Origin of the sequence: Streptomyces sp. NPDC088785, from assembly GCF_044750685.1 — a bacterium.
Classification (GTDB): domain Bacteria; phylum Actinomycetota; class Actinomycetes; order Streptomycetales; family Streptomycetaceae; genus Streptomyces.
The window spans coordinates 274,489-300,602 of sequence record NZ_JBIVKH010000008.1; the positions used below are offsets into that span (position 1 = coordinate 274,489).

The 26,114-nt window shown below is 73.3% G+C and carries 19 protein-coding genes; 7 read left to right on the plus strand and 12 right to left on the minus strand.

Features of this window, described 5'->3' with window-relative positions; all coding sequences use genetic code 11:
* Positions 1–128: 128 nt before the first annotated feature.
* Positions 129–986 carry a hypothetical protein gene (locus ACIP5K_RS23220; RefSeq protein ID WP_401412219.1) on the minus strand — a complete coding sequence of 286 codons (858 nt, stop codon included), beginning with the start codon at positions 984–986 and terminating at the stop codon, positions 129–131.
* Positions 987–1,092: 106 nt separating this feature from the next.
* On the opposite strand from ACIP5K_RS23220, the gene ACIP5K_RS23225 reads away from it, so the two are divergent.
* Positions 1,093–1,887, plus strand: coding sequence for an SDR family oxidoreductase (locus ACIP5K_RS23225; protein WP_401412304.1), 795 nt, complete (start codon positions 1,093–1,095; stop codon positions 1,885–1,887).
* Positions 1,888–2,220: 333 nt separating this feature from the next.
* Positions 2,221–3,795: a sodium:solute symporter family protein gene (locus ACIP5K_RS23230; protein ID WP_401412220.1), complete on the plus strand. Its 1,575-nt coding sequence runs from the start codon at positions 2,221–2,223 to the stop codon at positions 3,793–3,795.
* Between the two features lie 23 nt (positions 3,796–3,818).
* Here the strand turns inward: ACIP5K_RS23230 and ACIP5K_RS23235 are convergent, their stop codons facing one another.
* On the minus strand, positions 3,819–4,931 hold the full coding sequence (locus ACIP5K_RS23235) for an ADP-ribosylglycohydrolase family protein (protein WP_401412222.1): 1,113 nt from the start codon (positions 4,929–4,931) through the stop codon (positions 3,819–3,821).
* A 232-nt stretch (positions 4,932–5,163) separates the two neighbouring features.
* On the opposite strand from ACIP5K_RS23235, the gene ACIP5K_RS23240 reads away from it, so the two are divergent.
* On the plus strand, positions 5,164–6,255 hold the full coding sequence (locus ACIP5K_RS23240) for a tyrosine-protein phosphatase (protein ID WP_401412224.1): 1,092 nt from the start codon (positions 5,164–5,166) through the stop codon (positions 6,253–6,255).
* Between the two features lie 39 nt (positions 6,256–6,294).
* On the opposite strand, the gene ACIP5K_RS23245 is transcribed toward ACIP5K_RS23240, so the two are convergent.
* Complete coding sequence (locus tag ACIP5K_RS23245) at positions 6,295–8,904, minus strand: bifunctional FO biosynthesis protein CofGH (RefSeq protein ID WP_401412225.1); 2,610 nt, start codon at positions 8,902–8,904, stop codon at positions 6,295–6,297.
* An 83-nt stretch (positions 8,905–8,987) separates the two neighbouring features.
* Positions 8,988–9,824, minus strand: a complete 837-nt coding sequence (locus tag ACIP5K_RS23250) for a TIGR03619 family F420-dependent LLM class oxidoreductase (RefSeq protein ID WP_401412227.1) — start codon at positions 9,822–9,824, stop codon at positions 8,988–8,990.
* A 152-nt stretch (positions 9,825–9,976) separates the two neighbouring features.
* On the opposite strand from ACIP5K_RS23250, the gene ACIP5K_RS23255 reads away from it, so the two are divergent.
* The 3 genes from ACIP5K_RS23255 to ACIP5K_RS23265 all read left to right on the plus strand — a co-directional run bounded on the left by ACIP5K_RS23255 (position 9,977) and on the right by ACIP5K_RS23265 (position 12,710).
* The gene (locus ACIP5K_RS23255) at positions 9,977–10,363 is read left to right on the plus strand and encodes a hypothetical protein (RefSeq protein ID WP_401412229.1); all 387 of its coding nucleotides are present in this window, start codon (positions 9,977–9,979) and stop codon (positions 10,361–10,363) included.
* An 87-nt stretch (positions 10,364–10,450) separates the two neighbouring features.
* Entirely contained in the window at positions 10,451–11,992 is a 1,542-nt protein-coding gene (locus tag ACIP5K_RS23260) for a CehA/McbA family metallohydrolase (protein WP_401412231.1), read from the plus strand.
* Between the two features lie 154 nt (positions 11,993–12,146).
* Positions 12,147–12,710, plus strand: a complete 564-nt coding sequence (locus ACIP5K_RS23265) for a DinB family protein (protein WP_401412233.1) — start codon at positions 12,147–12,149, stop codon at positions 12,708–12,710.
* On the opposite strand, the gene ACIP5K_RS23270 is transcribed toward ACIP5K_RS23265, so the two are convergent.
* From ACIP5K_RS23270 to ACIP5K_RS23305, 8 genes are all read right to left on the minus strand, one after another.
* On the minus strand, positions 12,670–13,191 hold the full coding sequence (locus ACIP5K_RS23270; RefSeq protein ID WP_401412235.1) for an HAD domain-containing protein: 522 nt from the start codon (positions 13,189–13,191) through the stop codon (positions 12,670–12,672). The two genes, ACIP5K_RS23265 and ACIP5K_RS23270, sit on opposite strands and share 41 nt — an antisense overlap.
* Before the next feature lie 21 nt (positions 13,192–13,212).
* A complete protein-coding gene (locus tag ACIP5K_RS23275; protein WP_401412238.1) occupies positions 13,213–14,751 on the minus strand; it encodes an APC family permease in 1,539 nt (512 codons plus the stop codon).
* 223 nt (positions 14,752–14,974) lie between these two features.
* Complete coding sequence (locus tag ACIP5K_RS23280; RefSeq protein WP_401412240.1) at positions 14,975–16,459, minus strand: aldehyde dehydrogenase family protein; 1,485 nt, start codon at positions 16,457–16,459, stop codon at positions 14,975–14,977.
* Positions 16,456–18,195, minus strand: a complete 1,740-nt coding sequence (locus tag ACIP5K_RS23285; RefSeq protein ID WP_401412241.1) for an amidohydrolase family protein — start codon at positions 18,193–18,195, stop codon at positions 16,456–16,458. Before ACIP5K_RS23285 ends, ACIP5K_RS23280 begins: the two co-directional genes overlap by 4 nt.
* A gap of 167 nt (positions 18,196–18,362) precedes the next feature.
* Positions 18,363–19,487, minus strand: coding sequence for an LLM class flavin-dependent oxidoreductase (locus tag ACIP5K_RS23290; RefSeq protein WP_401412243.1), 1,125 nt, complete (start codon positions 19,485–19,487; stop codon positions 18,363–18,365).
* Between the two features lie 111 nt (positions 19,488–19,598).
* Positions 19,599–20,384: an SDR family NAD(P)-dependent oxidoreductase gene (locus ACIP5K_RS23295; RefSeq protein ID WP_401412245.1), complete on the minus strand. Its 786-nt coding sequence runs from the start codon at positions 20,382–20,384 to the stop codon at positions 19,599–19,601.
* 12 nt (positions 20,385–20,396) lie between these two features.
* On the minus strand, positions 20,397–21,302 hold the full coding sequence (locus ACIP5K_RS23300; protein WP_401412247.1) for an LLM class F420-dependent oxidoreductase: 906 nt from the start codon (positions 21,300–21,302) through the stop codon (positions 20,397–20,399).
* Between the two features lie 168 nt (positions 21,303–21,470).
* Positions 21,471–22,739, minus strand: coding sequence for an amidohydrolase family protein (locus ACIP5K_RS23305; RefSeq protein ID WP_401412249.1), 1,269 nt, complete (start codon positions 22,737–22,739; stop codon positions 21,471–21,473).
* Positions 22,740–23,007: 268 nt separating this feature from the next.
* Between ACIP5K_RS23305 and ACIP5K_RS23310 the strand changes: the two genes are divergently transcribed.
* Positions 23,008–25,992, plus strand: coding sequence for an AfsR/SARP family transcriptional regulator (locus tag ACIP5K_RS23310; protein WP_401412250.1), 2,985 nt, complete (start codon positions 23,008–23,010; stop codon positions 25,990–25,992).
* Positions 25,993–26,114 lie beyond the last annotated feature (122 nt).

The window sequence follows — 26,114 nt, forward strand, 5'->3', positions numbered from 1 at the left end:
ACGCAGTACAGCTCCACCGAAGTACAGCTCCACCGCGGTCGGTTCCACCACCGCGTACGCACGGTCTAGCACCACTGTGAGAGCCCTCTCGACTGGTCCGCCGTCCTGGCCGAGGGGGCTCGGCCGTGTCAGCGCAGCCGGTCCACGTAGGTGTCGGTCCCCGGCACCGTCGGGACGAACGGCGCCAGCAGCTCCACGCGCGCCCCGAGTCCGGCCTGCGCCACCCGCTCCCCCAGCCCCGCGAAGTGCTCCTGCCAGCAGGCGCGCGGGTCCGCCTCCAGGAACCACAGCAGGGTCAGCCGGGTGCCGACGCCCTCGACCTGCTTCACGTACGTCATCCGGTCGCCCGGCAGCGGGGTCGGGCCGAAGAGCGTGACCATGGCCGCCGGCGACCCCCTGAGGGCCTTGGGCAGGTGCCGGGAGAGCAGCCACTCCAGCAGTTCGGGCCGCTGCTCGGGCCGCTCGACGTCGATGACCTCCAGGACCAGCCCGGCGTACGGGTGGTCGAGCGCGTGGAAGTCCCGGGGGCCCGCCGCGCCGTCCCGGTAGACGGTCGCCGCGTGGTCCTGGAAGGCCGTGAAGACGTGCGTGCGGTCCTGGTAGACCCGGCCGTCGCGGTTGAGCCGCTGGTTGATGCCGACGGTCCACCGCATGTGCTCGTCGTAGCGGCCCTCGGTGACCCAGTACGTGGAGAGGTAGCAGCCCGCCGTGACCGGCTCGGCCACCGCCGACTTCTCCGGGACGCGCAGCAGCTGGAGGTCGCGGGTGGCGACCCAGCGGCGCCCGGCGTACATCCAGGGCATCGCCATCGCGCCGGCGTAGTAGTGGTCGTCCTCGTACCAGCGGTTGTACGCGTACTCGTGCCCCGGGTGCGGCTCGACCATGGTGATCAGGGCGTGCCCGGGCCGCACCCCGTAGGGCCCGACGGCCGCCAGCTCGGCGTACGCGTCGCCGTGGGGGGTGTAGGGGTCGTGGAACTCGCTCATGCCGCCGCCCTTTCGCCGCGAGGGTTCCGACTTGCGCACCGCGCCCCTACTCTGACGCCCCGTCAGATAGAAGGCCAGAGCCGGGAGGCAACCGATGGACAGCGGGATGGGCAGCGGTGGACCGCTCACCGGGAAGACCGTGATCGTCTCCGGGGTCGGCGCGGGCCTCGGCCACCAGGTGGCCGCGGCCGTGCTGCGCGACGGCGGCAACGCCGTGCTCGGGGCGCGCACGGAGGCCAATCTGGCCAAGGCGGCGGCCGAGCTGGACCCGGCGGGCGCCCGGACCGCGTACCGGGCCACGGACATCACCGACGAGGAGCAGTGCGCGGCCCTCGCCGGGCTGGCCCGGGAGCGGTTCGGCGGGGTGGATGCGGTGGTCCACGTCGCGGCGTGGGACAGCTGCTTCGGCGGCCTGGAGGACGCCGACTTCGAGACCTGGCGCGGCGTGCTGGACGTGAACCTGCTCGGCACGCTGCGCATGACCCGGGCCTGCCTGCCCGCCCTGAAGGAGCGCGGCGGCTCGGTCGTCATCATCGGGACGCAGTCGGCGGTGGCCGCGCCGACCCAGGTCCGCCAGGCGGCGTACGCGGCGTCGAAGGGCGCGCTGACCAGCGCGATGTACTCGCTTGCGCGGGAGCTCGGGCCGCACCGGATCCGGGTGAACACGGTGCTGCCGGGGTGGATGTGGGGCCCGCCGGTGCAGGCCTTCGTCCAGTTCACGGCGCACACCGAGAAGGTGCCGGAGGACGAGGTCCTCGGGCGGCTCACCGCGCGCATGGCCCTGCCCGAACTCGCCACGGACGGCGACGTGGCGGACGCGGCGGTGTTCTTCGCGTCGGACCGGGCCCGCGCGATCACCGGCCAGCAACTCCTGGTGAATGCGGGCGAACTCATGCACTGACCAGACCTCACCCACTCCTTCCACGCGACCGCACGGGACCCGCATCCCGTGCGGTCCTTCGCGTCCGTGCACCGTGTGCGGCTACTGACGAAGGGCCCGCTCATGGTGTGGCCCCGGTCACGTTCACGACAACTCCCCACCCGGTCACGAAAGTGCAAAATCGTTCGCCTTGCTGATCTCGGTTCACATCCATGACCGCAGAGGCTCTTGACCGGCCCACCGGGCAAGGGGTTCAATCCCCGAAGTCCCCACACCCGTACGGGGGCGCCCGCTGAAACGGACGTACTGACGAAGAGCCGCAACGTTCACAAGGCGGACCCCTGGAGGGGGCACATGAACAGTCTCGACTGGGTCGTGCTCATCGGCTATTTCGGCATCATGGTCGCGATCGGCGTCTGGTCCCACAAACGCGTGGACAACGTCTCCGACTTCTTCACCGCGGGCGGCAAGATGCCGTGGTGGCTGTCGGGCATCTCGCACCACATGTCCGGCTACAGCGCGGTGATGTTCACCGGATACGCCGGCATCGCGTACACGTACGGCGTGACGTCCTTCGTCACCTGGTCCTTCCCGATCGCGATCGGGATCGCCATCGGCGCCACCCTGTTCGCGCCCCGGGTCAACCGGCTGCGCTCCCGGCTGCACGTGGCCTCGCCCCTCGAATACCTGAAGAACCGCTACAACCTGCCGACCCAGCAGGCCCTCGCCTGGTCCGGCATGCTGCTGAAGATCGTGGACGTGGCGGCGAAGTGGGCGGCCATCGCCACCCTGCTCTCCGTGTTCACCGGCATCTCGCTCAACCAGGGCATCCTGATCACCGGCGCCATCACCGCCGTCTACTGCACCATCGGCGGACTGTGGGCCGACGCCCTCACCGAGCTGGGGCAGTTCATCATCCAACTGCTCGCCGGCGTCTCGATGTTCGTCGCGGTCGTCGTCAAGCTCGACGACAAAAACATCGGCTTCCTCGACGCCTGGAACCAGCCCGAACTCCAGGGCCACGGCAAGCCGCTGGTCGGCCAGTACGGCGCCGTGTTCCTGCTCGCGTTCCTGTTCATCAAGCTCTTCGAGTACAACGGCGGCATGCTGAACCAGGCCCAGCGCTACATGGCCACCGGCTCCGCCAAGGAGGCCACCCGCTCGGCCCGGCTCTCCGCCGTGCTGTGGCTGGTGTGGCCCGTGGTGCTGTTCTTCCCCATGTGGATGTCGCCGCTGCTCGTCCACGCGCAGAAGCCGGACGGCTCCGACTCCTACGGCCTGATGACCGAACAGCTGCTGCCGCACGGCCTGCTGGGCCTCGTCATCGTCGGCTTCTTCTCGCACACGATGGCCATGTGCTCCTCCGACGCCAACGCCATCGCGGCCGTCTTCACCCGGGACGTCGCGCCGGTGCTCTCCGCCAGGGCGCGCTCCTGGAACGAGCGGCGGGGCCTGATCGCGGCCCGGCTCACCACCGTCGTCTTCCTCGCCCTGTCCATGGCGGTGGCCACCCAGGTCAACTCGCCCACGTTCAAGGACATCATCACCGTCGTCATCAAGTGGGTCGCCGGTCTGATGGGGCCGATCGCGATTCCGATGATGCTGGGGCTGCTGCGCACGTTCCGCAAGTCCGGGCCGACCGCCGCGCTCTCCAGCTGGGCGCTGGGACTGCTGGCCTTCTGGCTGGTCAACTACCCGATCAGCTGGAACGTCGACGGGGGCGTGCCGCTCCAGTACCAGGTCTCGATCCCGCTGGCCGTCTCGCTCGTCCTCTACATCGTCATCGGCCTCGTCAAGCCCGAGGACACCCCCGAGCGCGACGACATCATCGAGCGCATCAACACGGACGGGGACGGCCCCGGCGCCGGCTCGACCGCCGCCCAGGTCCCGGCCCCGGCCGGCGCCCAGGACGACGCCCGGCAGCGGTAGCCCCCCGGCGCGGTTCCCCGGGGTCAGGCGCCCCGGGGATACCGGGCCAGCCACCCCTCGGACGCCCCGGCGGGGCCGTGCAGCGCGGCCCCCTGGGTCATCTCCATGGCGAAGTCGTCCGCCAGCTCCAGAATGGTGGGCCGCCCCTCCAGCTCCACCACCCACGCCGGAGGCAGCGCGGTCTCCCCGTGCATGGCCCCCAGCAACCCGCCGCAGAGCGCCCCGACGGCCGCCGAGGGCCCGTCGTGGTGCACGGCGAGCCCGAGCCCGTGCCGGATGTCCTCCCCGACCAGCGCGCAGTACACGGCGGCGGCGAGCGCCCCGACGGCCCCGCCGTCCCCGACCAGCTCCCCGACCCGCGCCGCGTTCGGCATCCCCTGCCGCACGGCGCCCAGCGCCTGCTTGAGCGCGTCGGCGACCGGCGGATGGCCGGGCCGGGCGGCGAGCAGGGCCAGCGCGCGCTGCACGGCCGCGTCCAGGGACTCCCCGCGCGCGAGGGCGTGCACGACCACGGCGTACGCGCCCGCCGACAGATACGCCTGCGGAGCCCCGTGCGTGTGGACCGCGCACTCGACGGCCAGCTGGAGCACGAGCTGCGGCTCCCAGCCGACCAGCAGCCCGAACCCGGCCGACCGCGTCACCGCCTCGGGCCCGTCCGCCTCCGGGTTCTTGGGCGTGTCCAGGGTGCCCATGACGTCGTTGCCGAGCCCCAGCAGACACGCGGAGGCGGCCCCGCGCCGCGAGTACAGCCACTCCTCGCGAGCCAGCCAGCCGTCCTCCTTGCGCCGCTCGTCGGGCCCCCAGTCGCGCTGGGTGGCCGCCCACCGCAGATAGGCCCGGTGCACATCGGTGGGCGGATGCCAGGCGCCGGTGTCGCGGCGCACCTGCGCGCGGATCAGCCCGTCGACGGTGAACAGCGCGAGCTGGGTGGCGGCCGTGACGGCGCCCGCGCGGCCGTAGGCGGGCAGCAGCTCGGCGCCGCGCGCCGCCGGGGCGTCCGGCGGCGCCTTCTCGTCGAGCGGGGCACCCAGCGCGTCCCCGAGCGCGGAGCCGAGCAGCGCGCCGCGCACCCGGCTGCGGAAGTCCTGCTGTTCGGCGCGGCCCCAGACGGCCCCGGCGGCGGGTGGTGCGCCCATGGCTCTCCTTCGCTGCCCTGCGGCCCTCGACTCGCAGCACTGTAATCGACCAGGAACGTTCGCTTCAGCGATCCACGCGACCTCAACTGATAGGGGCCAAGACGCCCTTGTGGTCACATCGGGCCACATTTGCCCAGTTCGCGAAGGTACAGAGGATTCCGCTTCCCGAGGTTCCCGCGCCGTTCACCGGGCCGACGCGCCCCGCTCTCCGACGGGCCGAAACATCCGCCTCATGACGCACACCAAGCAGCAGACGACGCGGGTCAGGGGCACGGTCACCGCGCTGTCGGCCGCCGCCCTCCTGGCCGCCCTCGCGACCCCCGCGGCCGCCGCGCACCCCGCACCCGCCGGGCACCACGCGCCGTCCGCCCGGATCCCCTTCACCCGGGCCGTCGTCACGGCGGCCGCGGACCCGGGCACCTACGAGATCTCCTGGAAGGCGCCCGGCACCCGGCACGTCAGCGTCCGGGCCGACGGCCGCACCGTCGCGCGCGGCGGCGCCACCGGCACGGTGCGGGTCACCGGCCTGCCCGCGCACGTCGACCGGCAGTGGTTCGACCTCGTGCCCGACCGCGGCCGCGGCCTGCACCTGGCCGACCGGCTCGTCAAGCTCGACGGCGCGGTGAACTTCCGCGACGCGGGCGGCTACCGCACCGCCGACGGCCACTGGGTGAAGATGGGCGAGATCTACCGCTCGGACGCGCTGGACAGGCTGACCCCCGCCGACCTGGCGAAGCTGGAGCGGCTCGGCATCGGCACGGACTTCGACCTGCGCATGGCCTCCGAGCGGTCCGCCGCGCCGGACCGCGTCCCGGCCGGCACCTCGTACGTGGTCGCGGACGTCCTCGCGGGCTCCCCCGCCCACACGGCGATGCCCACGACGGAGGCCGAGGCCGTCGCGATGATGACCGACGGCGAGAAGTACATGGTCAGCGGCGCCTCCGCGAAGGCCGCCTACGGCACGGTGTTCGCGGGCATCGCCGACGGCGACGGCGTGCTGTTCCACTGCACGGCCGGCAAGGACCGCACCGGCTGGGCGAACGCCGCGCTGCTCACCGCGCTCGGCGTCCCCCGCGAGACGGTGCTGGCCGACTACCTCGCCTCGAACGACTACCGCGCCGCGGCCAACGCGGCGGCGCTCGCCTCGATGCCGCCGGAGCAGGCCAAGGTCTACAAGCCGCTGCTGGACGTCCGCACGGCGTACCTGAACTCCGGCTTCGCCGAGGTCCGCGACGCGTACGGCTCGTTCGCCGGGTACGAGCGCCGGGGCCTCGGGCTCAGCGCGCGCGACGTGCGCGACCTCAAGCGCGACCTGCTGGTCTGAGCCGCGGGGAGGGGCCGGGCCGGCCCCTCCCCGGCCCGCTCAGTTCTCCAGCACCGGCAGCAGCTCCGGCAGATGCCCGTCCGACGCGGCGGCGGCCCGCACCCGCTCCTCCGGGACGGTGCCGTACAGCGTCGTGCGGGGCCTGGCCGGGCGGCCCGCCGCGTCGGCGACCGCGACCAGGTCCTTGACCGACTTGTACGAGCCGTACGAGGAGCCCGCCATCCGGGAGATGGTCTCCTCCATCAGCGTGCCGCCCAGGTCGTTGGCGCCGGAGCGGAGCATCTCGGCGGCGCCCTCCGTGCCGAGCTTGACCCAGCTGGTCTGGATGTTGGGGATGTGCGGGTGCAGCAGGACGCGGGCCATCGCGGTGACCGCGCGGTTGTCGCGGGTGGTCGGGCCGGGGCGGGCGATGCCCGCGAGGTAGACCGGCGCGTTGGTGTGGATGAACGGCAGCGTCACGAACTCCGTGAAGCCGCCGGTCTCCTGCTGGATGCCGGCCAGGGTGCGCAGGTGCCCGAGCCAGTGGCGGGGCTGGTCCACATGCCCGTACATCATGGTGGACGAGGAGCGGATGCCCAGCTCGTGGGCGGTCCTGACGACCTCGATCCAGGTCGCCGTGGGCAGCTTGCCCTTGGTGAGGATCCAGCGGACCTCGTCGTCGAGGATCTCGGCGGCCGTGCCGGGGATGGAGTCGAGGCCCGCCTCCCTGGCGGCGGTCAGCCACTCGCGGATCGACAGGCCCGTGCGGCTCGCGCCGTTGACGACCTCCATCGGCGAGAAGGCGTGGACGTGCATGCCGGGCACGCGCTCCTTCACGGCCCTCGCGATGTCGAAGTAGGCGGTGCCGGGCAGGTCCGGGTGGATGCCGCCCTGCATGCAGACCTCGACCGCGCCGACCTCCCACGCCTGCTGGGCGCGGTCGGCGACCTGGTCGAGGGAGAGGGTGTACGCGTCGGCGTCCGTGCGCCGCTGGGCGAAGGCGCAGAACCGGCAGCCGGTGTAGCAGACGTTCGTGAAGTTGATGTTCCGGGTGACGATGTACGTGACGTCGTCGCCGTTCACCGTCTTCCTGATGTCGTCGGCGACCTGGCAGAGCGCGTCGAGCGCCGGGCCGTCCGCGTGCAGGAGGGCGAGCGCCTGGTCGTCGGTGAGCCGCGTCGGGTCGTCCGCCGCGACGGCCAGCGCCTCCCGCGCGTCGCCGTCGATGCGCGAGGGCACCATGCCGGGCGCGGCCTGCTCGCGCAGCGCCTCCCAGTCGCCGTACACCTCGTCGAAGTCGTCGCGGCGGTCGGTGGTGCGGCCCTCGGTGTCGATGGTGCGGTGCAGGTCGGTGCGGCCGGACGCGGCGACGTACCCCTCGTCGGGCTCCTGCCACGGCCGGCCGACGACCGGCGCGTCCGCGACCGCGAGACCGGTGTCCGGGTCGGCGAGGGCGCGGACGTGCGGGAGCAGCCGCGGATCGAGCCACGGCTCGCCGCGCGTCACGAACTCCGGGTACACGCACAGCCGTTCGCGCAGCTCGAAGCCGGCCAGCGCCGACTGCGCGGCCAGCTCGTCGAGGCGCGGCCACGGCTTCTCGGGGTTGACGTGGTCGATGGTGACCGGGGAGACCCCGCCCCAGTCGTCGATGCCCGCGCCGATGAGCCGGGCGTACTCGCCGTCGACGAGGTTCGGCGGCGCCTGGAGGTTGCCGGACGGGCCCATGATGTGGCGGGCGACGGCGACGGTCGCGACCAGGTCGTCGAGGTCGGCGTCGGGCATCCCGCGCATCGCCGTGTCCGGCTTGGCGCGGAAGTTCTGGATGATCAGTTCCTGGATGCCGTGGTAGGAGCGTGCGGTGCGGCGCAGCGCGAACAGCGACTCGGCGCGCTCCTCGTACGTCTCGCCGATGCCGATGAGCAGCCCGCTGGTGAAGGGGACCGAGGACCGGCCGGCGTCCTCCAGGACGCGCAGCCGCACGGCCGGTTCCTTGTCCGGGGAGCCGTGGTGCGGCATGCCCGGCTCGGACCACAGCCGCTCGGCGGTCGTCTCCAGCATCATGCCCATGCTGGGTGCGACGGGCTTGAGCCGCTGGAAGTCGGTCCAGGACAGGACGCCCGGGTTGAGGTGCGGCAGCAGCCCGGTCTCCTCCAGGATGCGGATGGATATGGCCCGCACATAGGCGATGGTGTCGTCGTAGCCGTGCGCGTCCAGCCACTCGCGGGCCTCGGGCCAGCGGTCCTCCGGCTTGTCGCCGAGGGTGATCAGGGCTTCCTTGCAGCCGAGTGCGGCGCCCTTGCGGGCGACGTCCAGGACCTCGTCCGGCGACATGAACATCCCGTGCCCGGCGCGGCGCAGCTTGCCGGGGACGGTCACGAACGTGCAGTAGTGGCACTTGTCGCGGCACAGCCGGGTGAGCGGCACGAAGACGCTCCTGGAGTACGTGATGACGCCGGGCCGCCCGGCGGCGGCGAGGCCCGCGTCGCGCACCCGGGCCGCCGACGCCGTGAGGTCGTCCAGGTCGGCGCCGCGCGCCCGCAGCAGCACGGCGGCCTCCGTGACGTCGAGCGCGACACCGTCCCTGGCCCGTTTCAGCGCGCGGCGCATCGCGTTGGCCGTGGGACGGTCGTCGGTCTGCTGCGTCTGGGGTACGGCGTCCTGATCACTCATGGATCGAGCATACGAGCGGGGCCCCGGGCCCTTCGAGAGCGCGTCGGGTGACCCGCGCCGTTCCGGGGGGGGCGCACTCGGCCTCACAGGTGGCGGCCGTGGGCGTCGAGCGCCTTCAGGACGGTCGCGGGGTCGCCCGGCGGGAGTTGCAGCACGACCTCCTCGATGCCCTGGTCCGCGTAGTGCGCCAGCTTGCCGGGGGTGGGCAGCACCGCATACGGCACGATCTCCAGCGCGCCGGGGTCGCGGCCGGCCTCCTGCCAGCGCTCCCGCAGTTCGGGCACGGTCCGGCCCAGGCCCGCGCCGCCGATGGGCATCCAGCCGTCGGCGTACGCGCAGATGTGGGCGAACAGCCGGGGTCCGGCCGCGCCGCCGACGAGGATCCGGGGCGCGCCGCCGCGCACCGGCTTGGGGAAGGCGAGGCTGGCGCGGACGCCGGGCCCGTGGCCGCCCGGGTGCGCGGTGGGCTCGGCCGCCCACAGGGCCCGCATCACGCCCATCCGCTCCAGGACGAGGTCGCGGCGCGTGCGCCACTCGGTGACGCCGTGGTCGGCGGCCTCCTCGCGGTTCCAGCCGAAGCCGACGCCGAGCGTGAAGCGGCCGCCGGAGAGGTGGTCGAGGGTGGCGACCTGCTTGGCCAGGGCGATCGGGTCGTGCTCCGTGGGGAGGGCGACGCCGGTGCCGAGGGCGAGGTGTCCGGTGACGGCGGCGGCCTGCGCGAGCGCGACGAACGGGTCGAGGGTGCGGGTGTACTCGCGGGGCAGGTCACCGCCGTTGGGGTACGGGGTGGTGCGCTCGACGGGGATGTGGGTGTGCTCGGGCAGGTAGAGCCCGGCGAAGCCGCGCTGTTCGAGCTCGCGGGCGAGGTGCACGGGGGTGATGGTCTCGTCGGTCAGGAAGATCGTGGTCGAGATCCGCATGCGGCTTTCCTACCGGCGGGGGTTCCAGGAGTCCATGGGCACGGCTACGCTCCCTGATCGCCAAGGGCGACGGTCCGTCGCCGGGCTCTACGTCACGGGGGTTCTCGATGCAGGTGTCAGCGTCAAGGTCACGGCGGCCGCGTGCCGCGGCGGTGCTGTTGCTGCTGGGCGCGCTGCTGTTCGGGGCGGTCCCGGCGGCGACGGCGTCCGCCGGGACCGCGTCCGGGACGGCGTCGGCGACCGTGTCGTCCGGGTCGGCCGGGTCGGCCGGGTCGGCCGGGTCGGCCGGCGCGTCCGGGTCCGGGGCGGTGTCGGCGGCGGGCGCCCCGGCGGGCCGGGCCGACCGGGCCGGGGCCGCCACGCGCGTGCGCACGTCGGCCGGCCGGGTCACGGAGGCGAAGTCGATCCGCAAGTCGAAGCGGCGGCACAAGTCCCGGCACGGCGGCGGGATCGGCTTCATCGGCGTGATCCTGATCATCCTCCTGGTGGTCGTGGTGCTGGCCCTGCTGCTCCTGCTCCGCAGGCGCTCCCGGTCGTAACCCGCCGTTCCCCTTCCGTGGGAGGGCGGTTCACGGCCCGGCGCCACAGTGGACCGGGCCGCATCCGACACCCCGGGGAGCCGCCGCATGTGCACGGAAGCCGACCACGGAGCCGGCCGGGAGGACCTCGGCAGGCGCGCCCTGCTGGTGACCGGCGCGGCCACCGCGCTCACGCTGGGCACCATGAGCTTCGCCGGCGCCGCCGAGGGCGCCCGGTCGACCAGGACCCTCACCGGGACGCTGCCGCCGGGCGCGCCCGACTACGTGTACCTGCCGGTGGAAGTGCCGCGCGGGGTACGGGAGATCAGGGTCGCGTACGCGTACACGAAGGCCACCGTGCCGGCCGGCACGCAGAACAACGCGCTGGACATCGGCGTCTTCGACGAGCGCGGCACGGCGCTCGGCGGTGACGGCTTCCGGGGCTGGTCGGGCGGGGCCCGCACCGAGTTCTTCGTGCGCGCCGACGACGCGACGCCCGGCTACCTCCCGGGGCCGGTGCGCGCCGGGACCTGGCACGTCGCGCTCGCCCCGTACACGGTGGCGCCGGACGGGCTGCCGTACACGGTCACGGTGACGCTGACGCACGGCCGCGACACGGGTCCCGCGCCGGAGCCGAGGTACCCGCCGCGGCGGGCGCGCGGGCGCGGCCGGGCCTGGTACCGGGGCGACTGCCATCTGCACTCCTGGCACTCCGACGGCCGGCGCACGCCCGCCGAGATCGGCGCCCTGGCGCGGGCGGCCGGTCTGGACTTCCTGTGCACCTCGGACCACAACACGCACTCCGCGCACCCGCACTGGGCGGACGTGGCGGGCGACGACCTGCTGGTGATGCTCGGCGAGGAGATCACGACCCGCAACGGCCATGTGCTCGCCCTCGGCACCGACCCGGGCACGTTCGTCGACTGGCGCTACCGCGCCCGGGACAACCGCTGGGCGGCGTACGCCGGCCGGATCCGTCGGGCCGGGGGCCTGGTGGTCCCGGCGCACCCGCACGCGACCTGCGTCGGCTGCGGCTGGAAGTTCGGCTTCGGGGAGGCGGACGCGGTGGAGGTGTGGAACGGGCCGTACACGGCGGACGACGAGGTCTCCCTGGCCGAGTGGGACAACACCCTGGTGGCGTACGCCCGTTCGCGCGGCGGCGGGCGGGGGCCGGGCTCCTGGCTCCCCGCGATGGGCAACAGCGACGCCCACCGCGATCCGGACCGGGTCGGCGGCCCCCAGACGGTGGTCCTCGCCGACGACCTGACGCGGGACGCGATCCAGGCGGGCATCAGGGCGGGCCACGCCTATGTGGCGGAGTCCGCGGAGGTGACGGTCCGCCTCACGGCGACCGGGGGCGGGGGCCGCACGGCGGGGCTCGGCGAGCGGCTCCGCGCGGACGCCGGCGGCCCGGTGACGGTGGACCTGGAGGTGCGGGGCGCTCCCGGCTGCACCCTGCACCTCGTCACGGACCAGGGCACCCTCTTCACGTCCGCCGCGCTGCCCGGCTCCGGGGCGGGCGGGGCGCGCTGGGTGACGACCCCCGCCCGCGCCGCGTACGTCCGCGCGGAGGTCCGGCACCCCGCGACGGTGCCCGGCCTGCCGGGCGCCCTGGCCGCCTTCACGAACCCGGTCTTCCTCGGCGGGTGAGGGCCGGAGGAAGGCCGGACAGGACGGGATGAGACGGGGGTCCATCTAGGACAGGAGCTGGCCTAGATGGGTCCTACTGTGAGGTCACCGGCGTCCGAGCGGCCTCGCGGCCGCCGGGACCGGCATCCCGAGCAGCTCACCGAAGGCGGACATCATGACCAGCGACGACACGCTCACCCGCGCCCAGTCCGAGCCCACCACCCCGGTGGCCACCGGGGAGCACGCCGACTGGCTCGAAGGACTGGCCAAGCAGCGGCACTTCCTCACGTTCACGGCACGCGACCTCACCGACGAGCAGGCCGGCCTGCGGACCACCGCCAGCGAGCTGTGCGTGGGCGGGCTGATCAAGCACGTCACGTCGGTGGAGCGGAGCTGGGTGCGGTTCATCCAGGAGGGCCCGTCCGGGCTGCCCGACTTCACCGCCATGACCGACGCGGACTGGGCCGAGCGTGCGGCGAGCTTCCGGATGCTGCCCGGCGAGACGCTGGCGGGCGTCCTGGCCGCCTATGAGGAGGCGGCCCACGACACCGACGCCGTGGTGCTCGCGCAGGCGGACCTGGGCGCGTCGTGGCCGCTGCCGAAGGCGCCGTGGCACGAGCCCGGCACCGTCTGGTCGATCCGGCGCGTCCTGATGCACCTCGTGGCCGAGACGGCCCAGCACTGCGGCCACGCCGACATCATCCGGGAGTCCCTGGACGGCGCGAAGAGCATGGGCTAGCGAGCCAGGCGCCGACCGCCTCGACGTCGTCGGCGCGCAGGCCCCGCGCCGGGTCCACCCGGTACAGCAGCGCGGCGTCCGCCCACCGCGCCGCCCAGGCCCGGTCGGCGTCCCCGATCTCGTCGTCGACCCAGACGAACGGCCGCCCCGCCGCCCAGCGGGCGAGGACCGGCAGCTTCCAGTGCGCCCCGCCGACGTGCGGGGCGCCGGCCGTGTCGGGCCACTCCACGACCGCCAGCGGCCCCAGACCGAGCCACGGCGCCACCACGTCGTTGGCCTCGGCCCCCCAGGTGGTGGCCCACACCAGCTCGCACGGCAGCGCACGCAGCAGCGGCCCGAGGGCCGGGTCGAGGCGGGGCAGGAGAGGGTTGCCGGCCGGGCCCGGGGTCCAGGGCCCCGGGTAGGTGCGGTGGCCCGTCGGGTTCCCGAACGGGAGCAGCGGGCCGTCGACGTCGAGGAAGAGCAGGGGCGCGTCCGTCATGCCCCAGGATCCGCCGCCCCGCTACTCCTCCACCACCAGCACCTCGGTCTGGCGGTTCAGCACCTCGCCCCGGAAGAAGGCCGGGCTGCGGCGGCTCATCACCAGCATGATCACGAAGCCGACGAGCAGCAGGCCGACGCCGATGACGAAGACCGAGCCGACGCCGAACACCGACGAGCCGGAGCCGTACGCCGGGTTCCACATGTCGACCAGGGTCTTCACGAAGACCGCCGACAGCAGCAGCCCGCCGAGGGCCGGGAAGACGCCCTTGAAGGCGAGGTCGCGGACCGAGGAGCGCAGCTCGGCCTTGAAGTACCAGGCGCAGGCGAACGCCGTGAGGGCGTAGTAGAAGCAGATCATGAGCCCGAGCGCGTAGATCGTGTCGACCAGGACGTGCTCGGAGACGAGCGTCATGGCCGTGTAGAAGACGGCCGTGGCCACGCCCGCCGTGACGGTGGCGCGGCCCGGTGTCCTGAAGCGCGGGTGGACCCGTGCGTAGGAGGCCGGGAGCGCCTCGTACGTCGACATGGCGAGGACGGTGCGGGCGACGGGGATGAACGTGGTCTGGAGGCTGGCCGCCGCCGAGGCGAGGACCGCGAGGAAGAGCAGGATGCCCAGGGTGGGGCCCATCACCGGTCCGGCCAGCGCCGCGAAGACGTTGTCGGAGGTCTCTGGGTTCGCGAGGCCGAGGCCCTTCCCCCCGGAGCCGACGATCATCTGGGCGGCGACGCCGGTGGCCAGGTAGGAGCCGACGAGGACGACCATCGCGATGAGCGCGGCGCGGCCGGGCGTGCGGTCCGAGCCGATCGTCTCCTCGTTGGCGGTCAGGCAGGTGTCCCAGCCCCAGTACATGAAGATGGACAGGGAGAGCCCGGCGGTGAACGCGCCGAAGGACTGCACCGAGAACGGGTTGAGCCAGGACCAGGAGAACGGCACCGAGGTCGGGAAGCCGGCCGAGCCCGCCTTGGACACCGCCATCGCGACGAAGACGGCGAGCACGACCAGTTGCAGGCCGACCAGCGTGTACTGGACGCCCTTGGTGGCGGTCATCCCGCGGTAGCTGATCGCGGTCGCGGCGGCGATGAGGACCAGGCAGGTGACGATGTGGACGGCCTTGTCGTCGTCGAGGCCGGCCACCGCGGAGTTGTTGGTGATCTCCCCGGCGAGCAGCCAGAAGTACGAGGTCGCGACGCCGGCCAGGTTCGACAGGACGATGATCGTGGCGATCACCAGGCCCCAGCCGCACATCCAGCCCACGCGCGGCCCGAAGGCCTTCACGGTCCAGGTGAAGGACGTGCCGCAGTCCGGCATCACCTTGTTCAGCTCCCGGTACGCGAACGCGACCAGCAGCATCGGCAGGAAACCGGCCAGGAACACGGCGGGCATCTGAAGGCCGACCTCGCCGGCGGTGGAGCCGAGGGTCGAGGTGAGGCAGTAGACGGGCGCGACGGTGGAGACGCCGATGACGGCGCTGCCGAGCAGCCCGACGGAGTTCCCGCCGAGGCCCTTGCCCTCGCCCTTCCCTGTGCCCGCCCGGGGCCGCGCGTCCAGCTGAGTCATGAACAGGACGTTAAATCCTGCGGTTTCCACATCTGGCGGGATTCGTCACGCCATGGGCTCTTAATGATCCATGGGCAATTCGGGCAACGACCTAAGGGTTAAGGGCCGACCTCGCCACTCTAGCCTCACTTTGCAAGGCGATCGGCCCGGCGTCCGATATTCGGTAATCGCAGCCGGGTCCGATTTGCCCTGTTCGAAAATTTCCCGTGACGGTTGGGTCACGTCACCCCGGCCACACGATCGACTGCATCTCGCTGTAGGCGTGCAGCGCGTACGAGCCGACGTCCCGGCCCACCCCGCTGCGCTTGAACCCGCCGAACGGCGCCTCCATGTTCCGCCCGACCGTGTTCACCCCGACCCCGCCGGCCCGCAGCCGCCGCGCGACCCGGAAGCCGCGGGCCACGTCGCCGGTCCACACGTAGTCGATGAGCCCGTAGGCGGAGTCGTTGGCCAGCGCCACCGCCTCGTCCTCGTCGCCCGCCCCCGCCCCGCCGAAGGGGACGACCGTGACGACCGGCCCGAAGATCTCCTCGCGCACCACCCGCATGTCGTTGGTGCACCCGGCGAGCAGGGTCGGCGCCACGTAGAAGCCGGTGTCCGTGCCGGGCCCGGCGGGCCGCTCCCCGCCCGCGACGACCGTCGCCCCCTCCTTGCGCCCCAGCTCCACGTACGCCTCCACGCGCTCGCGGTGCGCCGCCGAGATGACCGGCCCGACGACGGTGCCCCGCTCCCGCGGGTCGCCGACCTTCAGGAACCCGATGTAGGCGGCGAGCCGGTCGACGAACGCGTCGTACACCGAGCGGTGCACGAGCGCCCGGGTCGGGGCCGTGCAGATCTGCCCGCTGTAGAAGGCGTACGTCGTGCCGATCCCGGCGACGGCCGCGTCCAGGTCGGCGTCGCCGAAGACGAGCGCGGCGCCCTTCCCGCCCAGCTCCATCAGCTGCCGCTTCATGGACCGCCCGCACACCTCGCCGATGCGCTGCCCGACGGCCGTGGACCCGGTGAAGCTGACCATGTCGACGTCCGGCGCGTCGACGGCCGCCTCCCCGACGTCCACGGCGGCCCCGCCGACCACGTTCACCACCCCCGGCGGCACCCCGGCCTCCTCCAGCGCGGCCGCCATCCGGAACACGGAGAGCGGATCCTGCGGGGCCGGCTTCACCACGACGGTGTTGCCCATGGCCAGCGCCGGGGCGACCTTGCCCGCCGGATTGGCCCACGGGTTGTTGTACGAGGTGATGCAGGTGACGACCCCGACGGGCTGGCGCACCGCGAGCGCGCCCACCACCGCGGCCCGGCCCATCGGCCCGGCCTCGTTGATCTGCGGCGCCAGCCCCTCCTCCACGGGTTCCAGAGCGCCGGCCGCGTACCGCCGGAACCGCGCGATGCCGACGCCGACCTGCATCCCGCGGGCGGTCCCGGTGGTGGCCCCGCTCTCGGCCTGCGCCAGCTCGGCGTGGGCCGCGAAGTCGCGCTGCATGAGGTCGGCCGCCCGGTCGAGGATCGCCGCCCGCTCCCGCGGCGCCGTCCGCGACCACGGCCCGAAGGCGTCCCGGGCGGCCCGCACGGCGTCGTGCACCTGCCGCCGCGACGCCTCGGGCGCGGCGCCCACGACCCGCTCGCTCGCCGGATCCAGCACCTCGTACGTGCCGCCGTCGGGCTCGACCCACTCGCCCCCGATGAACAGCCTGCCGTCCACGGCGCTCACTTGGTGCTCACCGTCCGGGTGTCCCGCCCCGAGCGGAGCACCTTGCCGGACACGGCGCCGGTGACGACGTCGCCGCGGATGGCCTCGACGCCGTTGACCCACACCGCGGTGATGCCGATGGCCCGGGAGTCCAGCCGGGGGCTGTCGCCGGGCAGGTCGTGCACCAGGGTGGCCTTGCCCGCGTCGACGGCCTGCGGGTCGAAGAGGACCAGGTCGGCGTGGAAGCCCTCGTGCAGCCGCCCGCGCTCGCGCAGCCCGAACAGCTCGGCGGGGTCGGACGTCAGCATCTTGACGGCCTGTTCGAGGCCGACGAGACCGCGCCCGCGCAGACAGTCCCCGAGGAACCGGGTCGTGTACGGCGCCCCGCACATCCGGTCCAGGTGCGCCCCCGCGTCGGAGCCGCCCAGCAGCACGTCCTCGTGCTCCCAGGTCCGCGCGCGCAGCGCCCACGAGTCGGGGTCGTTGTCGGTCGGCATCGGCCACAGGACGGTGCGCAGCCGGTCGTTGGCGCAGATCTCGACCAGGCACGCGAACGGCTCCTGGTCGCGCTCGGCCGCGATGTCCCGCACCACGCGCCCGGTCAGCCCCTCGTTCGCCTCCGTGTAGGTGTCCCCGATGACGTACCGCCCGAAGTCGGCGAGCCGCCGGAAGACGCCGGCCTCCTCGCTGTCGGCGCGGCGCAGCATCTCCGCGCGCACCTCGGGGTCGGCGAGCCGCTCGATCCGCTCGTCCACGGGCAGGCCGAGGATCTCGCCCCAGCCCGGGATCAGGTTGAGGGCGCAGAAGGTGCCGAGCGACATGTTCATCGGGGTCAGGATCGGCATGGTCAGCGCGACGATCCGGCCGCCCGCCCGCCGGGCCCGCTCGCTCGCCTCCAGCTGGCGCGGCACGCGGTCGGGGACGGCGGCGTCGATGGTCAGCACGTTCCAGTTCAGCGGGCGGCCGGCGGCGGCGCTCATCTCGACGAACAGCTCGATCTCGGCGTCGCTGAACCGGTCGAGGCAGCCGGCGACGATCGCCTCGATCTGGGTGCCCTCGTGCTCGCCGACCGCCCGGCTGAGCGCGATGAGTTCGGCGGGCAGCGCGTGCCGCGAGGCGACCGGCGCGCCGTCGCCGTCCGAGTGCGTGGACGACTGCGTGGTGGACAGGCCCCAGGCGCCCGCGTCCATGGCGTCGTGGAACAGCGCGAGCATGGCGTCCAGCTGCCGCTCGCTGGGCTGCCCGCCGACGGCGTCCGCCCCCATCACGTACCGGCGCAGCGCGCAGTGCCCCACCATGAACCCGGCGTTGACGGCGATCCGCCCGTCGAGCGCGTCGAGGTACTCGCCGAAGGAGTTCCACGTCCAGGGCGCGCCCTCTTCGAGGGCGACCAGCGACATCCCCTCGACCTTGGACATCATCCGCCGCGTGTAGTCGGCGTCGTCCGGCCGCGCGGGGTTCAGCGGGGCGAGGGTGAAGCCGCAGTTGCCGCCCGCGACCGTCGTGACGCCGTGGTTCAGGGAGGGCGTCGCGTACGGGTCCCAGAACAGCTGCGCGTCGTAGTGCGTGTGCGGATCGACGAACCCGGGGGCAAGCACGAGCCCCGAGGCGTCCTCGCTCGTCCGCGCCTCCTCGGTGACGGCTCCGGCCTCGGCGATGACGGCGATGCGTCCGTCGCGGATGCCGACATCGGCGACGTAGGCGGGGGCGCCGGTCCCGTCGACGACGGTCGCGCCCTTGATCAGGTGGTCGAGCATCCCTGCTCCTCCCTCGTTCGGCCTGGCGGAATCGGGCCCCTCGCAGCCCGCGACCGGCTCCTCCGGCGACCGGGGAGCGGGGTGCGGGCGGGAGCCGGGTGGCGGTGGCCACGACAGGGCCCCGGCTCTCCTGTCCGGGAGGAGGAGAACCGGGGCGGCTTGGCGGGTCAGGCCCCGGCCTGTCCCCGGAACCGCGTCGTCCGGTGCACCGGATCGGTGTCGATCTCGGGGATCACGTGCTCGCCGATGAGCTTGACCGTGTTGAGCGTGTCCTCGTGCGAGATCCCGATGGGCAGCCCGAAGGAGAGCTGGTCGGCCCCGGCCTGCTCCCAGCGCTTGCACTGGCGCAGCACCTCGTCGGGGTCGCCGCAGATCATCAGCTCCTCGGCGATGAGGAGTTCGATGATCTCCCGGTTGTACTCGGGCAGCACCTCGGGCCACTCGGGGATGCCCTCGGGCCGCGGGAAGGTGTCGTGGTAGCGGAAGACGAGCGACTGGAGGTAGTTGAGCCCGCCGCCCACGGCGATGTCGACGGCCTTGTCGTGGGTCTCGGCGCAGATCGCGGTGGAGGTCACCATGACGTTGTCGTTGACGAAGTCGCCGATGGGATCGGCGTCCTGGATGGCGGTCTTGTACTGCTCCAGCACCCACTCCATGTCCGAGACCTTCTGGACGCTGAAGCCGAGGACGCCGAGCCCCTTCCTGGCCGCCATCGCATAGCTGGGCGGGGACCCGGCCGCGTACCACATGGCGGGGTGCGACGATCCGTACGGCTTGGGGAAGATCTTGCGCGGCGGCAGCGACCAGTGCTTGCCCTGGAACCCGACGTACTCGTCCTGGAGCCACATCTTGGGGAACTCGGCGATGGTCTCCTCCCAGATCTCCTTGGTGTAGTTCATGTCGGTCACACCAGGGATGAAGCCGAGGATCTCGTGGCTGCCGGCGCCGCGCCCGCTGCCGAACTCGAACCGCCCCTCGCTGAGGTGGTCCATCATGGCGACCTTCTCGGCGACCTTCACCGGGTGGTTCACCTGGGCCAGCGGGTTGAAGATGCCGGAGCCGAGGTGGATGCGGTCGGTCGCGTGCGCCAGGTACCCGAGGAACACGTCGTTGGCCGACAGATGCGAGTACTCCTCCAGGAAGTGGTGCTCGGACGCCCAGGCGTACTTGAAGCCGGACTTGTCCGCCTGGATGACGTACTCGGTCTCGTTCATGAGCGCGCGGTGCTCGGCGGTGGGGTCGGTCAGCGCCTGCTTGCCCACGTATCCCTGTACAAAGAGCCCGAATTCCAAGGAGGTTCACCGTCCTCGTCAGTTTCTGACGATCCGTCAGATCGAATGGGATGACTGTTCCACCGCGCCCTGCGAGCGTCAATACCTGACGCCTCGTCAGACGACGTCCGGCTACAGGATGCTGACCCCGGCGAGCCACCCGCCGTCGACGACGAACGGCTGGCCGGTGATGTACGCGGAGTCCTCCTCGGCGGTGAGGAACAGTGCGAGCCGCGCGACCTCCTCCGGCCTGCCGACCCGGCCGAGCGGCACGAGCTTGCGGTAGAGCCCGTCGAGCGCCTCGGTGCCGGCCTGGATGTCGCCGCCCGGATCGAGCTGGGCGGGGTTGCTCATGGCGGTGTCGATGGCGCCCGGGCAGACGGCGTTGACGCGGATCCCCCCGGCCGCCAGCTCCAGGGCGGCGACCCGGGTGAGGCCGATGATCGCGTGCTTGCTCGCGGCGTACGCGCCGACCAGCGCCATGCCGGTCAGGCCGGTGAACGAGGAGGTGTTCACGATCGAGCCGCCGCCCGCCGCGGCGATCTCGGGGGCCACGGTCCTGATACCGAGGAACGCGCCGACCTGGTTCACGTTCACGATCTGCTGGAACTCCTCCAGCGGGGTGCTGGTCAGTTCGTTGAAGCGCAGGATGCCCGCGTTGTTGACCAGCCCGTCGATCTTCCCGAAGGCGTCCTTGGCGGCGCGTACGGCGGCGGCCCAGTCCTCCTCCCGGCCGACGTCGAGGTGGACGGCGAGGGCGTTCGCCCCGATGTCCTTGGCGACGGCCTCGCACAGGTCGTCGAGCACGTCGGCGACGACGACCCGCGCCCCCTCGGCGGCGAACAGCCGCGCCTCCTTCTCGCCCTGCCCGCGCGCCGCACCCGTGATGAGAACGACGCGCCCGTCGAGCTTGCCCATGTCCTGTGCTCCTCAGTCGAGTAGGGGTGCCACGCCGTCCGCGAAGGCGGCGATCTGGTCGACGAGTTCGGTCCGGCCGCGGCTGCGGAAGCGCACCTGGATCTGGTCCACGCCCATGGCCGCGTACGCGCGCAGCGACTCCGCCAGCTCCTGCGGCGGGCCGCTGAGCGTGCGCCGCCCGAGGTGCCAGGAGGCGGCGCCCACGTAGAGCGGCTCGGCGATGGCCCCGATGGTCAGGGGCGCCTCGATGCCGGCCTCGGCGCGCAGCCGCCGGACGGTCCCGATCTTTTCGGCCAGCTCGTCGCGGGGGTCGCCCTGCGGCAGCCATCCGTCACCCTTGAGCGCGGCGCGCCGCACGGCGGGACCCGAGGAGCCGCCGACCCAGACGGGGACCCGCGCCTGGGCGGGCCTGGGTTTCTGCCCCAGCCCCTCGAACTGGAACAACTCCCCTTTGTACGAGGGGAACTCCTCCTGCGTGAGCGCCGCCCTGAGCGCGTCGACGGTCTCGTCGAGGAGGGCCCCGCGCCGCGCGAAGTCGACGCCGAGCGCCTCGAACTCCTCCTGCACGTGCCCGGCCCCGACCCCGAGGACCAGGCGGCCGCCGCTGAGGTGGTCCAGGGTCGCGTACTGCTTGGCGGAGAGCAGCGGGTGGCGCAGCGCGACGACGGCGACGTGGCTGAGCAGCCGGGTCCGCTCGGTCACCCCGGCCAGGTAGGAGAGCGTGGCCACCGGGTCGTACCAGGTCGTCGACATGGCGTCGGCCAGCCGGCGCGGGATGCCGACGTGGTCGCAGACGGCGATGTAGTCGAACCCGGCGCGGTCGGCGGCCCGTGCGACGTCCACCAGCTCCCCGGCCCCGGCCCCCGCCTCCCAGCTCTCGGCGTACATGGTGCTCTGCGACTGAACAGGAAGCTGCATCCCATAGGCGAGCCGCCCCATATCCGAACCCCCTAGTCCCCAGACCTGACGGGTCGTCACATGCGAACGCCCTCATCCTCATACCTGACACACCGTCAGACAACCCCCGAGGAGGACCCGGACGTCAGCACGGGCCCCGGGCCCCCCTCGGCGCCCCGGAGAACCCCCTCAGCGCCCCGAGGGATCCCAGAGCCCCTCCGGGGTGAGCCCGAGGAGGTCGATGGCGTTGCCGCGCACGATGCGCTCCACGACCTCCGCGGAGAGGTGCCCCATCTGCGCCTCCCCGACCTCCCGGGACTTCGGCCAGGTCGAGTCGGAGTGCGGGTAGTCGGTCTCGTACAGCACGTTGCCCACCCCGACGGCGTCCAGATTGCGCAGCCCGAAGGGATCGTCGAAGAAGCACCCGTGGACATGCTCGGCGAAGTACTCGCTCGGCGGCCTGCGCACCTTGTCGGCGACCCCGCCCCACCCCCGGTTCTCCTCCCACACCACGTCGGCCCGCTCCAGGATGTACGGGATCCATCCGATCTGTCCCTCGGCGTACATGATCCGCAGATTCGGGAAGCGCTCGAACTTGCCGCTCATCAGCCAGTCGACCATCGAGAAGCAGCAGTTGGCGAAGGTGATGGTGGACCCGACGGCGGGCGGCGCGTCGGGCGAGGTGGACGGCATTCTGCTGCTGGAGCCGATGTGCATGGCGATGACGGTCCCGGTCTCGTCGCACGCGGCGAGGAAGGGGTCCCAGTCGTCGGTGTGGATGCTGGGCAGCCCGAGATGCGGCGGGATCTCGGAGAAGGCGACCGCCCGCACCCCCCGCGCGGCGTTGCGCCGCACCTCGGCGGCGGCCAGCCCGGCGTCCCAGAGCGGGACCAGGGTGAGCGGTATCAGGCGCCCGGCGGCGGCCGGCCCGCACCACTCCTCCACCATCCAGTCGTTGTAGGCGCGCACCCCGAGCAGCCCCAGCTCCCGGTCCTGGGCCTCGGTGAAGGTCTGCCCGCAGAAGCGCGGGAAGGTGGGGAAGCACAGGGCGGACTGGACGTGGTTGACGTCCATGTCGGCGAGCCGGGCGGGGACGTCGAAGGACCCCGGCCGCATCTGCTCGTAGGTGATGACCTCCAGCTTGATCTCGTCCCGGTCGTAGCCGACGGCGGTGTCCAGCCGGGTGAGGGGCCGGTGGAGGTCCTCGTACACCCACCAGTCGCCGATCGGCCCGTCGTCGCCCGGCCGTCCCATGACGGGTGCGAACTTCCCGCCCAGGAAGGTCATCTCCTTCAGGGGCGCGCGGACGATGCGCGGCCCGATGTCGGCGAACTTCTTCGGCAGCCGGTCGGACCACACGGTGGGCGGTTCGACGGTGTGGTCGTCGACGGAGATGATGCGCGGCAGGTCGACTGATTCCGGGGCGGTTCGGGTGTTTGCGGTCTCCGTGGTCTCCATGGATTCACGGTAGCGCCGATCTGACGACCCGTCAGCTAGCTGACGTCGGACGGATTTGCGCGGATGGTGAGGGTCGTACGCGTGAGATGTCTGTGATGGCTGTCTCCCGCGGCTGACGTATCCGCCATGAACAAGGCAAACTGGCGGAGTTGCCCAGAGGTGCCCGTGCCGACGACGGCGCGCCGCTTGGACAGCGAGGGCCGGGGCGTCGGGAGACCGGCGCGGAGTACGGGACGAGCAGGTGCTGGTGCGGCAGGGGGCGGCGACGATGGACGGTGGACCGCGGGTTCCGGAGCAGCGACGGTCCGGCACGCCTGAGGACGCCGCGCAGGCCGCGCCCGCACCCGGCCTGCGCTTCGGCGTGCTCGGCCCGGTCCACGCCTGGCGCGGCAGCGAGCCGCTGGCCGCGGGCTCCCCGCAGCAGCGCGCCCTGCTGGCCGCCCTGCTGCTGCGCGAGGGCCGCACCGCGACCGCCTCCGAGCTGATCGACGCGCTCTGGGGCGAGGAACCGCCCTCGCAGGCCCTCGCGGCGCTGCGCACCTACGCGTCCCGGCTGCGCAAGATCCTGGACCCGGGCGTGCTCGCCAGCGACTCCGGCGGCTACGCGATCCGGCTCCCCCGGCGCGACGCCCTCGACCTCGCCGTGGCCGAGGACCTGTGGGCGGACGCCGACAAGGCCCGCCACAGCGGCGACCTGTGCCGGGCGCGCGCCCTCGCCCGCCGGGCCCTCGCCCTGTGGGACGGCGAGCCGCTCGCCGGCGTCCCCGGCCCGTACGCGGAGACCCAGCGCGCCCGCCTGGAGGAGTGGCGCCTGCAACTCCTCGAAGCCTGCCTCGACATGGACCTGGAGCAGGGCTGCCACGCGGAGGCGGTCTCCGAACTCACCGCGCTCACCGCGGCCCACCCGCTGCGCGAGCGGCTGCGCGAACTGCTGATGCTGGCGCTGTACCGCAGCGGCCGCCAGGCGGAGGCGCTGGCCGTCTACGCGGACACCCGCCGCCTGCTCGCGGACGAGCTGGGCGTCGACCCGCGCCCGGGCCTGTCCGAACTCCAGCAGCGCATCCTGCGCGCCGACCCCGGCCTCGCCGAGCCCTCGGCGCCGGCCGCCGAACCGGCCGCCGCCCCGGTCCGCCCGGCCCAGCTGCCCGCGACCGTGCCCGACTTCACCGGCCGCGCCGACTTCGTCCGCGAGCTCAGCGAGGCCCTGGCCGCCGCCTCCTCGGAGACCGGCGCGGGCGGCGTCATGGCGGTCTCGGCGGTGGCCGGCATCGGCGGCGTCGGCAAGACCACGCTGGCGGTGCACGTGGCCCACGCGGCCCGCGCCGCCTTCCCCGACGGCCAGCTGTACGTCGACCTCCAGGGCTCCGGCCCCCGGGCGGCCGAGCCGGAGACGGTCCTCGGCTCGTTCCTGCGCGCCCTGGGCACCCCCGACTCCGCCGTCCCGGACTCCCCGGACGAGCGGGCGGCGCTGTACCGCTCGACGCTGGACGGCCGCCGCGTCCTGGTCCTCCTCGACAACGCGCGGGACGCGGCGCAGGTCAGGCCGCTGCTCCCCGGCACCGAGGGCTGCGCGGCGCTGATCACCGGCCGGGTCCGGATGGTCGGCCTGGCCGGCGCCCACCTCGTGGACCTGGACGTCATGTCCCCCGAGGAGGCGCTGCTGCTGTTCACCCGCATCGTCGGCGAGGAGCGGGTCGCCGCGGAGCGCGAGGCCGCCCTGGACGTGGTCGCCGCGTGCGGGTTCCTGCCGCTCGCCATCCGCATCGCCGCCTCCCGCCTGGCCGCCCGCCGCACCTGGACCGTCTCGGTCCTCGCCGCGAAGCTGGCCGACGGCCGCCGCCGCCTGGACGAACTCCAGGCCGGCGACCTCGCCGTGAAGGCGACCTTCGAACTCGGCTACGGCCAGCTGGAGCCCGCGCAGGCCCGCGCCTTCCGCCTCCTGGGCCTCGCCGACGGTCCCGACATCTCCCTGGCCGCGGCCGCGGCCGTGCTCGACCTGGCCGCCGAGGAGGCCGAGGACCTGCTGGAGTCGCTGGTCGACATGTCCCTGCTGGAGTCGGCGGCACCGGGCCGCTACCGCTACCACGACCTCGTACGGCTCTACGCGCGTGCGTGCGCCGAGCGCGACGAGGAGCCCGCGTCCGGCCGGGACGCGGCGCTCTCCCGGCTCCTGGACTTCTACCTCTCCACCGTCTCCGGGGTCTACCTGCTCGACCGCCCCGGCGACCGGCTGGTCGACCACCTCGTCCCGTCCGCCCACCCGGGCCTGACGTTCGAGAGCCGGCGCGCCGCGCAGGACTGGCTGTACGCCGAGGCGGTCTGCCTGCTCGCCTGCGTCCGCCAGTCCGCGCGGCCCGGGACCCTGCGGCGGGCCATCGACACCCTGTGGGCGGCGACCGACCTGGCGGAGTCGGGGGCCAACTCCAAGGAGTACGAGGCCGTCGCCGCCCTGCTGCGCGACGCGGCCCAGGAGCACGGCGCGCCCGACGTGGAGGCCCGCGCGCTCACCGCACTCGCCTTCGTGCACCACATCTCCGGGAGCAGCTTCGCCGTGGCGCTCGAGGAGGCGCAGCGGGCCGCCGAGCTGGCGGCCGCCGCCGACGACCCGCTGACCGGCTGCTGGGCGGCCAACATCAGCGGCGTCGTCTGCCTCTACCAGAACCGGCACCAGGAGGGCGAGGCCCACTTCACCCGCGCGATCGCCGACTTCCGCGCCCTCGGCGACCGCCCCGGCGAGGCCAGCGCCCTGTGCAACCTCTCCCGCATCCACCTGGCGACCTCCCGCACCGCGCAGGCCGTCGCCCTCGCCCGGCAGGGCACCGCGATGTACGACGAGATGGGCCACGACCTGAAGGGCGCCAACGGCCGCTACGCGCTCGGGCTCGCCCTCACCCAGAGCGGACGGCTCGCCGAGGCCCGGGACTGCCTGCAACAGGCCCTGCGGGTCTTCCGGGACAGCCGGCAGCGGCTGTGGGAGGGGATGACCCTGTTCCGCCTCGCGGAGGTCGACATCGCCGCCGGCCACCCCGGACAGGCCGCCGCCCACTCCGAGACGGCGCTGACGCTGCTGCGCGGCATCGGCGGGGACTGGCGGCGGGGCAACGTCCTCACCGTCCTCGGCCGGGCCCTGGTCAGCATCGGCCAGCCCGACCGCGCCCAGGTCTGCTGGCGCGAGGCGCTCGACCTCTTCCGGGCGCTGGACGCCCCCGAAGCGGCCGAGGTCAGCGCGCTGCTGGCGCCGGCGCCCGCCTGAGCCCGGCCGGCGGGAGCGCGCGTTCATCGTTCGTTTATCGCCGACCGGCACTCTCGACCTATGCCGGGCCGTCGTGTCGGGGGGCAGACGGACCGGCGGACAGCCGGGCCCTTTAGGGTGAT